The sequence below is a fragment of the Variovorax sp. MHTC-1 genome, assembly GCF_003984645.1.
Lineage (GTDB): Bacteria > Pseudomonadota > Gammaproteobacteria > Burkholderiales > Burkholderiaceae_C > Variovorax.
In genome coordinates, this window is the sequence record NZ_RWKI01000009.1 from 118,884 (window position 1) to 133,711 (window position 14,828).

Annotated in this window: 16 protein-coding genes; 7 read left to right on the top strand and 9 right to left on the bottom strand. The window is 67.3% G+C overall.

Translation table 11 applies throughout. The features are described from left to right. Nucleotide 1: 1 nt before the first annotated feature. The 4 genes from kynU to EJI01_RS16985 form a co-directional block, all read right to left on the bottom strand. Nucleotides 2-1,285, bottom strand: a complete 1,284-nt coding sequence (kynU, locus tag EJI01_RS16970; protein WP_126838313.1) for a kynureninase — start codon at nt 1,283-1,285, stop codon at nt 2-4. Next, nucleotides 1,279-1,923, bottom strand: coding sequence for an arylformamidase (gene kynB / locus EJI01_RS16975; protein WP_126838314.1), 645 nt, complete (start codon nt 1,921-1,923; stop codon nt 1,279-1,281). Before kynB ends, kynU begins: the two co-directional genes overlap by 7 nt. Before the next feature lie 74 nt (nt 1,924-1,997). Continuing rightward, nucleotides 1,998-2,933 (bottom strand): ornithine carbamoyltransferase, encoded by a 936-nt coding sequence (gene argF / locus EJI01_RS16980; RefSeq protein ID WP_126838315.1) that lies wholly within the window; start codon nt 2,931-2,933, stop codon nt 1,998-2,000. Next, nucleotides 2,930-4,135, bottom strand: a complete 1,206-nt coding sequence (locus EJI01_RS16985) for an aspartate aminotransferase family protein (protein WP_126838316.1) — start codon at nt 4,133-4,135, stop codon at nt 2,930-2,932. Before EJI01_RS16985 ends, argF begins: the two co-directional genes overlap by 4 nt. Nucleotides 4,136-4,296: 161 nt before the next feature. Between EJI01_RS16985 and EJI01_RS16990 the strand changes: the two genes are divergently transcribed. Further along, nucleotides 4,297-4,614, top strand: coding sequence for a DUF3579 domain-containing protein (locus EJI01_RS16990; RefSeq protein ID WP_126838317.1), 318 nt, complete (start codon nt 4,297-4,299; stop codon nt 4,612-4,614). Between the two features lie 116 nt (nt 4,615-4,730). Here the strand turns inward: EJI01_RS16990 and rpsT are convergent, their stop codons facing one another. Next, nucleotides 4,731-5,045: a 30S ribosomal protein S20 gene (rpsT, locus tag EJI01_RS16995; RefSeq protein WP_093106455.1), complete on the bottom strand. Its 315-nt coding sequence runs from the start codon at nt 5,043-5,045 to the stop codon at nt 4,731-4,733. A gap of 116 nt (nt 5,046-5,161) precedes the next feature. On the opposite strand from rpsT, the gene murJ reads away from it, so the two are divergent. From murJ to EJI01_RS17010, 3 genes are read left to right on the top strand one after another with little or no spacing between them, the layout of a single operon-like run. Further along, nucleotides 5,162-6,727, top strand: a complete 1,566-nt coding sequence (gene murJ, locus EJI01_RS17000) for a murein biosynthesis integral membrane protein MurJ (RefSeq protein WP_126838318.1) — start codon at nt 5,162-5,164, stop codon at nt 6,725-6,727. 55 nt (nt 6,728-6,782) lie between these two features. Further along, nucleotides 6,783-7,634, top strand: a complete 852-nt coding sequence (locus EJI01_RS17005; protein ID WP_126838319.1) for a SirB1 family protein — start codon at nt 6,783-6,785, stop codon at nt 7,632-7,634. Beyond that, a complete protein-coding gene (locus EJI01_RS17010) occupies nt 7,634-8,053 on the top strand; it encodes a bleomycin resistance protein (RefSeq protein ID WP_126838320.1) in 420 nt (139 codons plus the stop codon). The genes EJI01_RS17005 and EJI01_RS17010 overlap by 1 nt, the downstream gene beginning before the upstream one ends. Here the strand turns inward: EJI01_RS17010 and EJI01_RS17015 are convergent. From EJI01_RS17015 to purM, 4 genes are all read right to left on the bottom strand, one after another. After that, nucleotides 8,044-9,021, bottom strand: coding sequence for a GlxA family transcriptional regulator (locus EJI01_RS17015; protein ID WP_126838321.1), 978 nt, complete (start codon nt 9,019-9,021; stop codon nt 8,044-8,046). The two genes, EJI01_RS17010 and EJI01_RS17015, sit on opposite strands and share 10 nt — an antisense overlap. A gap of 15 nt (nt 9,022-9,036) precedes the next feature. Continuing rightward, nucleotides 9,037-9,609, bottom strand: coding sequence for an isochorismatase family protein (locus tag EJI01_RS17020; protein ID WP_126838322.1), 573 nt, complete (start codon nt 9,607-9,609; stop codon nt 9,037-9,039). Nucleotides 9,610-9,715: 106 nt separating this feature from the next. Beyond that, nucleotides 9,716-10,714, bottom strand: a complete 999-nt coding sequence (locus EJI01_RS17025) for an AI-2E family transporter (protein WP_126838434.1) — start codon at nt 10,712-10,714, stop codon at nt 9,716-9,718. Between the two features lie 74 nt (nt 10,715-10,788). Continuing rightward, nucleotides 10,789-11,829, bottom strand: coding sequence for a phosphoribosylformylglycinamidine cyclo-ligase (purM, locus tag EJI01_RS17030; protein ID WP_126838323.1), 1,041 nt, complete (start codon nt 11,827-11,829; stop codon nt 10,789-10,791). 173 nt (nt 11,830-12,002) lie between these two features. On the opposite strand from purM, the gene hda reads away from it, so the two are divergent. The 3 genes from hda (at nt 12,003) to folK (ending at nt 14,746) form a co-directional block, all read left to right on the top strand. Beyond that, nucleotides 12,003-12,689, top strand: coding sequence for a DnaA regulatory inactivator Hda (gene hda / locus EJI01_RS17035; protein WP_126838324.1), 687 nt, complete (start codon nt 12,003-12,005; stop codon nt 12,687-12,689). Nucleotides 12,690-12,716: 27 nt separating this feature from the next. After that, nucleotides 12,717-14,288 carry a polynucleotide adenylyltransferase PcnB gene (pcnB, locus tag EJI01_RS17040; RefSeq protein ID WP_126838325.1) on the top strand — a complete coding sequence of 524 codons (1,572 nt, stop codon included), beginning with the start codon at nt 12,717-12,719 and terminating at the stop codon, nt 14,286-14,288. Between the two features lie 68 nt (nt 14,289-14,356). Then, complete coding sequence (gene folK / locus EJI01_RS17045; RefSeq protein ID WP_409513961.1) at nt 14,357-14,746, top strand: 2-amino-4-hydroxy-6-hydroxymethyldihydropteridine diphosphokinase; 390 nt, start codon at nt 14,357-14,359, stop codon at nt 14,744-14,746. Nucleotides 14,747-14,828 lie beyond the last annotated feature (82 nt).

A 14,828-nucleotide genomic window follows, 5' to 3' on the forward strand; every position in this document is an offset into this window, starting at 1 on the left:
CCTAGGTCACCGCGAGTTTCTGATTGAACTCAGGACGCTTCCATTCGTCGTGTTCCAGGACCTGCACCAGGTGCTCGACGGCATTCCACACGTCTTCGAAGCCGAGGTACAGCGGCGTGAAGCCGAAGCGCAGGATGTCGGGCATCTGCGTGTCGCCGGCGCGGAAATCGCCGATCACGCCGCGCGCGATCAGGGCCTGCACGATCGCGTAGGCACCGGGGCCGTTGTCGCTGAGTGCCAGGCAGACCTGGGAGCCGCGCCTTGCATGTTCGCGCGGCGTGACCAGCGTGAAGCGGCCGGAGCAGCGTTCTTCCACCAGAGCGACGAAGGCGTCGGTCAACGCCAGCGACTTGTCTCGCAGCGCCGCCATGCTGCCGCGTCCGCCGTCGAAGGGCGCCGCAGCCAGCACCGTGTCGAGCCCGCATTCGAGCGCGGACAGCGCAAGGATGGGCTGGGTACCGCACAGGTAGCGCGCGACGCCCGGCGCGGGTCGATAGTGCGGAGAGAACTCGAAGGGTGCCGCATGGCCGAACCAGCCCGAGAGCGGCTGTTCGAAGCGGCTCGCGTGACGCGCATGCACCCAGACGAAGGCTGGTGCGCCGGGCCCGCCGTTCAAGTACTTGTAGCCGCAGCCGATCGCGAAGTCGGCCTCGCTGTCGTTGAGCGCCACCGGCACGGCGCCCGCGCTGTGCGCGAGGTCCCACACCGTGAGCGCGCCGGCCGCTTGGGCGGCGGCGGTGAGCGCCTTCATGTCGTGCATGGCGCCGGTGCGGTAGTTCACGTGCGTCAGCATCAGCACCGCGACTTCGTCAGTGAGTGCCGCGGGCAGATCATCGGCATCGATCAGCTTCAGGGTGAAGCCGCGCTCGCGGCACAGCGACTCGGCGATGTAGAGATCGGTCGGGAAATTGCTGCGTTCGCTGAGCACGACTTTGCGGCCGCCGGCCTTCATCTGCGACAGCGCGGCGAACAGCACCTTGTACAGATTGAGCGAGGTGCCATCGGTGCACACCACTTCGCCGGGCGCGGCGCCGATCAGGCGGGCCAGCTTGTCGCCCAGGCGCTGCGGCAGGTCGATCCAGCTGGCGCTGTTCCAGGAACGGATCAGGCCTTCGCCCCATTCCTTGCTCACCACTTCGGCGATGCGCGCGGGTGCAGCCTTGGGCAGCACGCCCAGCGAGTTGCCGTCGAGGTAGATCACGCCCCCGGGCAGGATGAACAGATCGCGCAGGGCGGCGAGGGGGTCTTGCGCATCGAGGCGCTTGCAATCGTCGAGGGTCATGATCGGATGGGCGTGAGTTCACGCAGCACGGCGCGAACGGGTGAGGCATCGGCCGTCACCAGCTTGAGCGGCAGCGCGATGAGTTCGTAGTCGCCTTCGGGCACGGCATCGAGCACGAGGTTCTCGAGCACGCGCAGGCCGAGGCGGAGGATGACCTGGTGGCTGGCCAGCGTCTTGCTCTCGGCCGGGTCGATGCTGGCGGTGTCGATGCCGATGAGTTTCACGCCCAGCGCGGCGAGGCGCTCGATGGTGGCGGGTGCGTAGGCAGCGAGTGCGCCGTCCCAGCGGTCGACGGGTGCACGCCGGTAGGTGCGCACCAGCACGCGCGGCGGCAGCTTGTCGATGGCGTGAACGAGGTGCCCCCACTCGATCAAGGGCCCGCACTCGATCGCATGGATCACGCGGCAGGGGCCGAGGTAAGGGAAAAGATCGACATCGCCGATGGTCGCGCCGGCCGGGTCGTAGTGCAGAGGTGCGTCGGCATGCGCGCCGACGTGCGGCGACAGCGTGATTTCGCTGACATTGACCGGGCAGCCCGGCGTAATGGTGGCCGCCCAGCGCTGCCGGTAGGGCGTGTCGCCGGGGAACACCGGCGCGCCTTCATGCACCGGCGGCGAGATATCCCAGATGCGTTGGTTCATGGCGCAAAGTTAGCGCCGTGGACGGGGTCGTGGTGTCGGTTATTTCCAACAGAATGGAAACACCCGGCGCGGAGTCAGTTCGTCTGCCGTCCCAGCAGCAGGAACTCCATCAGCGCCTTCTGCGCATGCAGCCGGTTCTCGGCCTCGTCCCACACCACCGACTGCGGGCCGTCGATCACTTCGGCCTGCACTTCCTCGCCGCGATGGGCGGGCAGGCAGTGCATGAAGAGGGCGTCGGGATGGGCGACGCGCATCATCTCCTCGTCGACGCACCATTCGGCGAAGGCTGCGCGGCGCGCTTCGTTCTCGGCTTCGTAGCCCATGCTGGTCCAGACGTCGGTGGTCACCAGGTCGGCGCCGCGGCAGGCTTCCATCGGGTCCTTGAACACCTTGTAGCTCTCGGCCGAGCGGATGCCGGCGATCGACTGGTCGACCTCGTAGCCGCTGGGCGTGCTCACATGCACCTTGAAGCCGAGTATCTCGCTGGCCTGCAGCCACGTATTGGCCATGTTGTTGCCGTCGCCGACCCAGGCGACCGTCTTGCCCGCGATCGAGCCGCGCTGCTCGATGAAGGTGAAGATGTCGGCCAGGATCTGGCAGGGGTGGAATTCGTTGGTGAGCCCGTTGATCACCGGCACGCGCGAATGCGCCGCGAAGGCCTCGATCTTGGTCTGCTCGTAGGTGCGGATCATCACCAGGTCGACCATGCGGCTGATGACCTTGGCGCTGTCCTCGATCGGCTCGGCGCGGCCGAGCTGGCTGTCGCCGGTGGTCAGGTGCACCACGCTGCCGCCCAACTGGTACATACCGGCCTCGAAGCTCACACGGGTGCGGGTCGAGGCCTTCTCGAAGATCATGGCCAACGTGCGGTCGACCAGCGGCTGGTGCTTCTCGTAAGCCTTGAACTTCTTCTTGATCAGTGCAGCGCGCGCGAAGACGTACGCGTAGTCGTCGGCCGTGAAATCCGAAAACTGCAGGTAGTGCCGGATGGCGGGTGTCTTGTCGCTCATGGCCGAGGCTCCGCAAGAAAGGCTTTCACGATCGGCGCCAGGATCGCGACGATCTCGTCCGCTTCGGCGATGCTGAGGATCAGCGGCGGCACCAGGCGGATGACGCTGTCGGCCGTCACGCTCAGCAGCAGGCCGGCATCGCAGGCGCGGTTGAGGATCACGCCGCAGGGCCGGTCGAGCTCGATGCCGAGCATCAGGCCCTGGCCGCGGATCTCCGTCACGCCTGCCAGGCCGCCCAGCTCGCGCTCCAGCGCAGCCTTGAGATGCGCGCCGACATCGGCTGCATTCTCGAGCAGCTTGTGCTCTTCCATGATCCGGATGGTCTCGATGCCGGCGCGCATCGCGAGCGGATTGCCGCCGAAGGTCGTGCCGTGGTTGCCCGGGCCGAAGAGGTTGGCGGCGCGCGGGCCGGCCACCACGGCGCCGATCGGCACGCCCGAGCCGAGGCCCTTGGCCAGCGGCATCACGTCCGGCAAGATGTCCGCCCACTGGTGCGCGAACCACTTGCCGGTGCGGCCCATGCCGCACTGCACCTCGTCGATCATCATGAGCCAGTCGCGCTCGTCGCAGAGCGCGCGCACCTGGCGCAGGTATTCCCAGCGCATCGGATGGATGCCGCCTTCGCCCTGGATGGTTTCAAAGAACACGGCCACCACGTTCGGATTGCCTTCGGTCGCCTTCTTGAGCGCTTCGATGTCGTTGAGCGGCACGCGGATGAAACCTTCGACCAGCGGGCCGAAGCCCTTCTGCACCTTCGGGTTGCCGGTGGCCGACAGCGTGGCGATGCTGCGGCCGTGGAAGGCGGCCTCGTAGACCACGATCTCGGGGCGCTCGATCCCCTTGTCGTGGCCGAATTTGCGCGCCAGCTTGAGCGCGGCCTCGTTGGCCTCCAGCCCGGTGCAGCAGAAGAAGGCATTGGTGAGGCCCGAGAGCTCGGTCAGCTTGGTTGCCAGCTGTTCCTGGCCCGGCACGTGGTAGTAGTTGGAGCTGTGGATCAGCTTGGCGATCTGGTCCTGCAGCGCGGGCACCAGTTCGGGGTGGTTGTGGCCCAGCGTGTTGACCGCAATCCCGCCCAGCCCGTCGAGGTAGGCGCGGCCTTCGGTGTCCCAGACTCGGCAACCCTGGCCGTGCGACAGCGCGATCGGCAGGCGGCCGTAGGTGTTCATGACATGGGGCGACGAGGGGGCGGCAGTGGCGCTCATACGATCTCCGGAAAAGGGAACGCGGATTCTAGGCGTGCCCTTTGACAGGGTCGTTGAGGATTGCGCATCACAGCAATGCCGCCGCAGGTGTCGCCCGCAGGACCGCCGGATAGAATCGTTGTGCAGCGCAGCACGAGCGCGCTTTCTCCTCTTGCCAACCGATGGTTCCCCCCTCCGCCAAACAAGTCTTCATCCAGGGCACCACCCAAGATGGCCGGACATTTCGCCCGAGCGACTGGGCGGAGCGATTGGCTGGCGTGATGTGTTCGTTCCGCCCGGGCGGGCCCCAGCCGGGCAGCCACCTGAACTATTCGCCATGGTGCGTGCCGACGGTCATCAACGGCGTCAAGTGCGTGGTGGTCAGCAGCGAACTGCGCGAAGCCGAGGTGATGGCCTGGGACTTCGTGATGAATTTCGCCAAGGACAACGAACTGCAAGTGGCAGAAGCATGCCTGGTGCCCGACGCGCCGCCCCGCTGAAGCGCACGCCCATGAAAAAACCGCCCGAAGGCGGTTTCGTCACTTTGCTGCAGCGCACCCCGATCAAACGGCGGACTGGCTGATGAAAACCCGTCCGGGCTTAATGCCTGATGACGTCAGGCGGCGGCCTTTTCAGGGGCGAGGGCCAGGGTCTTGACCTTGGCCGCGAGGCGGCTCTTGTCGCGAGCGGCCTTGTTCTTGTGGAAGATGCCCTTGTCGGCGACGGTGTCGACGATGCTCTGGGCCTTCGCGAAGAGTTCTGCCGCCTTGGTCTTGTCGCCGGCCAGGACGGCCTTCTCGACGTTCTTCACGGCGGTACGGTATTTGGAACGCAGCGAGGTGTTCGCGGCGTTGAGCTTGACGTCCTGGCGGACGCGTTTACGGCCCGACGCGAGGCGCGGGTTCTTTTTCTTGGGCTTGGCGGATGCCATGGATGTATTCCTTTAGTGTCTGGGGATGATGCAGCAAAGCCCTCCATTATAGGCGAGGAGTCCACAGGCGTCCTGTGGAGCGGGAAGAGCACGCGCCGCCACATACACTTCCGCCCGTGTCCCTGTTCAAATCCGCCTCCATCGTCTCCCTGCTGACGCTCGCCTCTCGGGTCACGGGACTGGTCCGCGACGTGCTCATGACCTCGGTGTTCGGCGTCAGCGCGATGACCGACGCCTTCTACGTCGCCTTTCGCATCCCCAACCTGTTCCGGCGCGTGTTCGGGGAGGGCGCCTTCAGCCAGGCTTTCGTGCCGGTGCTGGCGGCCAGCAAGACGGAGCACGGCGAAGAGGGAGCCAAGCAACTGGTCGACCACGTCGCGACGCTCTTGACCTGGGCCCTGGTCCTCGTTTGCGCGGCCGGGGTGATCGCTGCGCCGCTGCTGGTCTGGGCCATGGCCAGCGGCCTCAAGCAGAACCCGCAGAGCTTCGACGCCGCGGTCGTCATGACGCGCTGGATGTTTCCCTACATCGGTTTCATGTCGCTGGTCGCGCTGGCCGGCGGCATTCTCAACACCTGGCGCAAGTTCGCCGTGCCGGCGGCGTCGCCGGTGCTGCTGAACGTGGCTTTGATCCTGTCGATCGTGCTCGGCGCGCCGTGGTTCCGGCGGCTCGGCATCGAGCCGATCTATGCCCAGTGCGTGGGCGTGATGGCGGGCGGGGTGCTGCAGCTGGCGTTGCAAATACCGGCCTTGCGCGGGCTCGGCATGGTGCCGCGCGTCGGCGCGAGCTTCCGCGCGATTCGCGCCGCCTGGGCCGATCCGACGACGCGCAAGATCACGAAGCTCATGCTGCCGGCGCTGGTCGGCGTCAGCGTGGCGCAGATTTCGCTGCTCATCAACACGCAGATCGCGTCTTATCTGGCGACCGGCAGCGTCAGCTGGATCACCAATGCCGACCGGCTGATGGAGTTCCCGACCGCCCTGCTCGGCGTTGCGCTGGGCGTGGTGCTGATGCCGCAGCTCGCCGGCGCGCGGGCCGCCAAGGACGACGCGCGCTATTCCTCGATGCTGGACTGGGGGCTGCGCCTCGTGGTGCTGCTCTCGGTGCCCTGCGCATTGGCCCTGCTGGTTTTTTCCAAGCCTTTGGTTGCAGTGCTGTTCCACAACGGCGCCTTCAACGAGTTGCACGTTCAGCGCACCAGCCTGGCGCTCATGGGCTACGGCGTCGGCCTGGTCGGCCTGGTCGCGATCAAGGTGCTGGCGCCGGGCTACTATGCCAAACACGACACCCGCACGCCGATGCTGATCGCCGTGGCCGTGCTGGTGCTCACGCAGCTGCTCAACGTCGTCCTGGTGCCGGTGCTGCAGCATGCCGCGCTGACGTTGACGATCGGCATCGGGGCGCTGGTCAATGCGACCTGGCTGCTGGTCGGCCTGATCCGGCGCGGCAGCTACAAGCCCGAGCCGGGGTGGGGCAAATTCGTGCTGCAGGTGATGGCCGGCGCGCTGGTGCTGGGTGCGCTGCTGGTCTGGGGCGCTCAGCACTTCGACTGGATCGGCTTGCAGGCAGAACGCCTGCGCCGCATCGGGCTGCTGGCGGCGCTGATCGCGGGCGCCGCGCTGCTCTATTTCGTCGTGCTCGCGGTCGGCGGCGTCAAATTGCGCAGTTTTGTGCGTCGCTGAATGCGCAACGCGCAGGTCGCCTTGACGCTCTCCGCGCGCTCCTCTACAAAGACATATGACGTTCAGCTTCTCGGCACCCACTGCTCTGGAGTACTTCGACTCGCTTGTCAAGAGCGACGATCACTTTCCGCTGCTCGAAGCGGCCGCCAGCCTGGCGCAGGACGAATATCCCGACCTCGATGTACAGCAGGTACTGGGCGACGTCGACCAGTTGCTCGCGCGGCTCAGGCGCCGTCTTCCTGCCGATGCGGCGCCCCTGCAGCGCCTGCGGGCGCTCAACCAGTTCTTCTTTCATGACCTGAGCTTCGGCGGCAACGTCAACGACTACTACGATCCCGACAACAGCTATCTCAACGCGGTGCTGCGCACGCGCCGCGGCATCCCGATCTCGCTGGCGGTGCTGTGGATGGAGCTTGCGCAGGGCCTGGGCCTGCAGGCGCGGGGCGTGGGTTTTCCGGGGCACTTCATGCTCAAGGTCACGCTGCCGAAAGGACAGGTGGTGATCGACCCTTTCACCGGCAAGTCGCTCTCGCGCGAGGAACTCAGCGAGCGGCTCGAGCCCTACAAGCGCAGCAACGGCCTGGTGGGCGACTTCGACGTGCCGCTGGGCCTGTACCTGCAGCCGGCCTCGCCGCGCGAGATCATCGGCCGGATGCTGCGCAACCTGAAGGAAATCCATCGTGCGCAGGAAGACTGGCAGCGCGCGATCGCGGTGCAGGACCGGCTGGTGGCGCTCTTTCCCGAAGCCTGGGGCGAGCACCGCGACCGCGGCCTGGCGCATGCCGAGCAGGGCAACAGTGCGCTGGCGGTGCGAGACCTCGAAACCTATCTGAAGCATGCCGAGGACGCGCTCGACATCGATGCGATCGCCGAACGCGTCGCTGCGCTGCGCCGGGCGGAATACTGATGGACCAGGCCAATGCCACCGCTGTCGACCTCGGCAGGCGGCACGAGTTCCACGGCATCCAGCCGGTGCTGCCGGTGGCCGATGCGACGCGCGCTGCGCGCTACTTCTGTGATGTGCTGGGCTTCGAGCTCGACTTCATCGCCGGCGAGCCGCCGAGCTATGCGCGCGTGAAAAAAGGCGATCGCAGCTACGGCGACCCCGTCTATATCCGCCTCTGGCAATGCGGGCGGCGCGAAACCGATCCCTGGCGCGGCGAGATCGTGATTCATGTCGGCCAGGACGTCGACGGACTGCATGCTGCCTATCTGAAGCGCGGCGTCAACGTGATCGAACCGGTGGCCTCGCAGCCCTGGGGCCTGCGCGAGTTCGCGATCCGCGAGCCCGACGGGCATGTGCTGCGCTTCTGCGGCTACCTCTGAGCGTCCGAGGGCGAGCCCGCCAGTCCGAACTGATGCCACGCGCGGCGCAGCTGCGTGTCCGAACCGAAGCCCGAAAGCTCTGCGGCGCGCGTGACGTTGGCGCCCGACTGCAGCGCGAGCTGCGCGGTCGCGAGCCGCAAGCGCCGCAGATACGCGAGCGGCGCCACGCCCGCATGCTCGACGAACAGGCGCGTCAGGTGCCGGGCCGAAGTGTGGGCGACTTCCGCCATGCGGGGCACCGTCCATTCGGCCTGCGGCTCCTCGCTCACCGCATCTTGCACGCGGTGCAGCGCGGGATGCAGATGATTGCGGTAGGCCAGGAAGGGCGAGAGCTCGGGGTCGTGCGGGCCCCGCCGAAGCGCCACCACCATGGTCTGCGCGACCTGCGCAGCGAGGGCTTCGCCGCAGCTTTCGGCGATCCGGTGCAGCATCAGGTCGATGCCGGTTGTCACGCCGGCGCTGCTGTAGAGCGGCGGGTCGATCACGAACACGCGATTGGCGACCACCTCGCAGCGCGGCTCCACCCGGCGCAGCTCGTCCAGATGGTGATGGTGGGTGGTGGCGCGCCGGCCCGCCAGCGCGCCCGCATGGGCCGCGAGCAGGGCGCCCGCGCAGATCGTGACGAGTTCGAGCCGGTCGCGCTCGAAACGCAGGCTGCGCAGCCACCGCAGCAGGGCCTGCGCCTGCGAGCCCGCCGTCGAGATGGTGTCGCCCGGCAGTCCGACCAGCACGATCCACGCGGGGCCATCCCATCGGGTAGGCAGCGGCGAAAGGCCGGCGAGCGTCACACCGACCGAGCCGACCGCGGCAGGATCCGGTGAGACGAACTCGATCCTGAAGCGCTCAGGCTGGCCGTCGGCGCGCAGTTGCTGATTGGCAATGCGCAGGGCCTCTGCCGGACCGGCCCAGTCCAGCACGAGGCTGTGGGGCAGCAGCACGAAGACGACCCGGATCGAAGGCAAGTTCATCGTGCGCAAGATCCTTCAGGCAACGGCCAGTGCGCCGGCGCGCTCCAGCGCCTGTTCGACACTGCAGATCTTGGCGAAACGGCCTTCGAGCACGGTTGCCGTGCGTGCCTTGATGTCGGCCGCGGACAGCGGACGGCCGTCGGGCTGGGTCATGTCGAAGGTCAGCGTGGCGTCGAGTACGTAGTCGATCGACCAGCCCAGGTCGGAGGCGTGGCGCGTCGTGGTCTCGCAGCATTGCTCGGTACGGATGCCGCTCACGATCAGCCGGCCGATGCCGTTCTCGGTGAGCCAGACATCCAGCCCGCTGTTGACCAGCGCGCTGTGGCGATGCTTGGTGAAGGTGGCGGCGGCATCGAAGGCGGCGAGCTCTTCGAGCGGCCGCACATGACCTGATTCGATCGCGAAGGGGTTGCTCGCGCCTGCCGGGCCGTCGACGTGGAAGATCCGCACGATCGGAATGCCGGCCGCGGCGCAGCCTTCGATCAACGCGTTCTGCGCCGTGACGTAGGGGCCATAGTCGCGTTGCGCGAAGTAAGGGCGATGGCGAAACGATTCCTGGGCATCGATCACTATCAGACAGGTTTTCATGGCAGAACGCTCTGGGGTCGAGTGGATGATGCGCCTTATTTTTCTACCCTGCGGGCGTTCCGTCCGCGCTTCACCGGACAAGAATCGATCAAATCAGGACATCGTCTCAGACGAGCCGGGCGGCCTGCAGTTCCTTCTTGAGGTAGGCGTAGAACAGCGGTGCCGCCACCAGTCCGGCCGGGCCGAACACTGCTTCGGCCACGAACATCACGGCCAGCAGCTCCCACACGCCCATCTGCGTGCGGGCGCCCACCACCTTGGCATTGATGAAGTACTCGGCCTTGTGGATCAGGATCAGGAAGCCCAGGCACGCCAACGCCGTAATCGGGGATACCGAGAGGCCGACCAGGGTGATAACGATGTTGCACAACAGATTGCCGACGATCGGCACCAGCCCGGCGACGAACGTCAAGGTGATGAGGGCCGGCGTATATGGCAGTCGCAGATCCCACATCGGCAGCAGGAACAGCAGGAAGATGGCGGTCAGGAAAGTGTTGAAGGCCGCGATCCAGAACTGGGCGGCCACGATCTGGCCGAAGGCCTCGCCGAAGAGCGTGATGCGCTGCTTCAATTGCTCGGCCAGCGGGCGGCGCGCCGGCGGATGGGGGGCAATGGCGGCCAGCGCGCCGACGATCATGCCGACGTAGGCGAACAGCACGCCTCCCAGCCAGGCTCGGCCGGTCAGCGCGAGCGCTCCGGCCTGGGCGCGCAGGTAGCCGGCGACGATGCGCTGCACCTCCGCCGCGCCTTCCGGCAGGTAGGCGCCGATCTCGGGCGGCAACTTGAGGCGCAGTTCCAGCACCGTGCGCGCGATGTAGTCGAGCAGTTCCTGGTACTGCTCCGGCGCGTTGAGAACAAAGTCACGCGCCTCTGAGAAAGCCACGCTCAAAAGGCCGAGCGGCGCCAGCATCACCAGCGTGGCTGCGATGACGCGCGACCATGAGGGAACGGCGGATGCCAGGCCCGACGACGGCCGGGGCAGCAGGCGACGGAAGCCTGCGTCAAGCACGCGAGCGAACCAGCGCGTAACGAGAAAACCGATGCATACGCACAACAGGCCGGGCAGCAGGCCCTGCCACATGATCAGCAGCAATGCACCTGCCATCAGCAGGTAGCTCGCCGTCACCAGCGCGCGCGATGACGGCGTGGAGGGTATATCGCTCACTCGGTGCCGGCCACTCAGGCCACGACGACGGCTGCGCCGGCGCCGCGCTCGGCAATGACGCCGATCTCATGCACCGTCTCGCCCGCGGCGCGCAGCGTCGCCGCACAGGCGGCAGCTTCGGCGGCGTCGATCACGACCACCATGCCGATGCCGTTGTTGAAGGTGCGGTTCATCTCGATGTCGTCGATGCCGGCCACCTGCTGCAGCCAGGCGAACAGCTCGGTCTGCGGCCAGCCGCCCTTCTTGAGGTGGGCCGCCGTGCCATCGGGCAGCACGCGAGGAATGTTCTCCAGCAGGCCGCCGCCGGTGATATGGGCGAGCGCTTTGATGGGGTGCTTGGCCAGCGCCGCCAGCACCGGCTTCACGTACAGCCGCGTCGGCGCCATCACCGCTTCGCGGAAGGGCTGGCCGTCGAGCGTTGCGGGCAGGTCGGTGCCTGCGCGTTCGATCACCTTGCGCACCAGGCTGAAGCCGTTGGAGTGCACGCCTGCCGACGCCAGCCCCAGCACCGTGTCGCCTGGCTTGACGTTCTGGCCGGTGAGGATCAGCGACTTTTCGACCGCCCCGACCGCAAAGCCCGCGAGGTCGTATTCGCCGGCCGGGTACATGCCGGGCATCTCGGCGGTCTCGCCGCCGATCAGCGCACAGCCGCTGAGTTCGCAGCCCCGGGCGATGCCGCCCACCACGGCGGCCGCGGTATCGACATCGAGCTTGCCGCAGGCGAAGTAGTCGAGAAAGAAGAGCGGCTCGGCGCCCTGGACCAGCACGTCGTTGACGCTCATGGCCACCAGGTCGATGCCGACGGTGTCGTGCATGTTCCATTCGAAGGCGAGCTTGAGCTTGGTGCCCACGCCGTCGGTGCCGCTCACCAGCACCGGCTCCTTGTAGCGCTTGGGTACTTCGAACAGCGCGCCGAAGCCGCCGATTCCGGCCAGCACGCCCTCGCGCATTGTCTTTTTAGCGAGCGGCTTGATGCGATCGACCAGCGCGTCGCCGGCATCGATGTCGACGCCGGCATCCTTGTAACTGAGCGGGGTGGGCGGGGTGGAGTTCATGGACTTGCCGGACGAAGGAAGGGAGGGGCGAAAGGAAGGAGGACAATGACGCCGGCAACCGAAGCAGCCGGGCCGATAGAATTCGCCACGATTTTAAGGGCGGCCATGCCCTGTCCCATGAACCCCATTTTTGCGTCATCCGCGCCACCTCAGCCGCTCTCGGCGGCCTTGGCATGAAGCAGCTCGCGCTCGATATCGGCATTGCGACCGGCCCCACGCTCGCGGGCTTCTTCGCGGGGCCGAACGAGCCGGCGCTGCGGCACCTGGCGCTGTGGGTCGGAGACGCGCGCTCGACCACGCTGCATTCTCCGGTGCCGACCTACCTGTGGGGCGAGGGCGGCAGCGGCAAGACGCATCTGCTCGAAGCCGTGCGAGGCGCCTTGCGCGAGCAGGGTGCGAGCGTAGGCTGGTTGCATGCGGGGCTGCTTGATCCGCCCGAGTTCGACGAGCGCTGGGGCGCCGTGCTGTTCGACGACGTGCAGCTCTACACCGCGGTGCAGCAGCATGCCGCCTTCAACTGGTTCGTCAACGCGCAGAGCCTGCAGCGCGGCGTGGTGGCGGCGGGCGCCGTGCCGCCGGCCGATCTGCCGCTGCGCGAGGACCTGCGCACGCGCCTGGGTTGGGGCCATGTGTTCCACTTGCAGGTGCTCGGCGAATCGGAGCGGCGCGCCGTGCTGCGCCAGGCCGCGGACAGCCGCGGCGTGATGCTGTCGGACGAAGTGCTCGACTACATGCTGCATCGTTTCAGCCGTGATCTCGGCAGCCTGATGGAACTGCTCGCGCAGCTCGACGGCTATGCGTTGCAGACCCAGCGCGCGATCACGATCCCGCTGATCCGGTCGATGCTCGAAAATGAATGAGGGCGCCTGAGGCGCCGAAGCTTTCCAATGATCAAGAAATTCATCGACAAACTCCTCGGCAAATCCGGCGATGCCGCACAGGGCGGCAAGGCCCGTTTCGGCAAGCGCCAGGAAGTGCCCGCCTCGGTACACGGCATCGACCCGGCGCTGGTCGACGAGCGCGCCAAGAACGTCGTTACCACGCTGCAGGATGCCGGCTATGAGGCCTACGTGGTCGGCGGCGCGGTGCGCGACCTGCTGCTCGGCCTGCGCCCCAAGGACTTCGACGTCGCGACCAACGCGACGCCCGAGCAGGTGAAGAGCCTGTTTCGCCGCGCCTTCATCATCGGCCGGCGCTTTCGCATCGTGCACGTGGTGTACGGCCGCGGACGCGAGCATGAGGTGATCGAGGTCTCGACCTTCCGTGCCTACATGGACAGCAACGGCGCCGAGCAGGTGGCCGGAAACGAACGCACCAGCAAGGGCGAGCTCGCGGGCATGAAGCACGCAGTCGACGCCAGCGGCCGCGTGCTGCGCGACAACGTCTGGGGCCCGCAGGAAGAAGACGCCGCGCGGCGCGACTTCACCGTCAATGCGATGTACTACGACCCGGCGAGCGAGATCGTGGTCGACTATCACAACGGCATCAAGGACTCGAAGAAGCTCACGCTGCGGATGATCGGCGACCCGATCACGCGCTACCGCGAAGACCCGGTGCGCATCATTCGCGCGATCCGCTTCTCGGCCAAGCTGGCAGCGCTCGGCTTCAAGCTCGAGCCCAAGACCGCGGCGCCCCTGGTCGAATCGAGCAAGCTGCTGGCCGACGTGCCGCAAAGCCGTCTGTTCGACGAGATGCTCAAGCTGCTGCAGACCGGCCACGCCGTCGCCACCGTCGCGCAGTTGCGCAAGCTCGAGCTGACGACCGGCATCTACCCCTTGCTCGACGTCGTGGTCGAGCGCGCCGATCTGTCTTTCGTGAAGGCCGCGCTGCAAGACACCGACCGCCGCGTCGGCGAAGGCAAGCCGGTGGCGCCGAGTTTCCTGCTGGCGTGCGTGCTGTGGGCCGACGTGCGCGACGGCTGGGCCCAGCGCGTCGAGGGCCGTCACGGCCAGCGCGGGCAAGCTGCGTTCCCGGCGCTGCAGGATGCGATAGACGACGTGTTCAATGCGCGCATCGGCGACGTCTCGGGCCGCGGCAAGTTGGCCGCCGACATGCGCGAGATCTGGATGATGCAGCCGCGCTTCGACAAGCGCACGGGTGCCACGCCCTACAGCCTGGTCGAGCAGGCGCGCTTTCGTGCGGCCTTCGACTTCATGCGCTTGCGCGCCGACGTCGGCGAGGTCAGCGAAGCGATCGCCGAGTGGTGGCAGGAATTCAGCACGGCCGACGAGGTGCGCCGGCAAGATCTGCTGGATCAGGTGCGCGACGAACAGCAAAAGAAAACGCGCCAGCGCGCGCCCGCCGCGCGTGCGCCGGCCGCAGCCGCCGCGCCGGCCGGCGCCGGCGAGGCGGAGCTTCCGCCCGACGGCGAGGTCGCTGCCGCCGCGCCGCGCAAGCGGCGCCGCCGGCGCAAGCCGCGCAGCGGCGGCGAAGCCGGCAGCAGCGTCGCGGCCGAATGACGCCGAGCCGGGCCTACGTCGCGATTGGGGCCAACCTCGGCGACGCGCGTGCGGCTGTGAGGCAGGCAATGGACGATCTGGCTGCGCTGCCCGGCACGCGCGTGGGCGCGCGCTCTTCGCTCTATCGCAGCGCCCCTGTCGATGCGCAGGGCCCCGATTTCATCAACGCGGTGGTCGAACTCGAAACCGAACTCGGTCCGACGGCACTGCTGGCCGAGCTCCAGCGCCTCGAGAGCGGCGCGGGCCGCCAGCGCCCTTACCGCAACGCGCCGCGCACCCTCGATCTCGATCTGCTGCGCCATGGCGACGTGGTGATCGACACGGCGGTGCTGACGCTGCCGCATCCGCGCCTAGCCGAGCGCGCTTTCGTGCTCCTGCCGCTGGCGGAGATCGCGCCGGAGCTGGTCACGCCGGCCCAGCTTGCACAGGTGGCCGATCAGCGCATCGAACGCCTCTGACGCTCCTCCCCGCGCACGACCAGTACACTTGCGCGGTTTTTTCACGATGGCGTCACACGAGTGTGGTAGCCACGAATCCAGG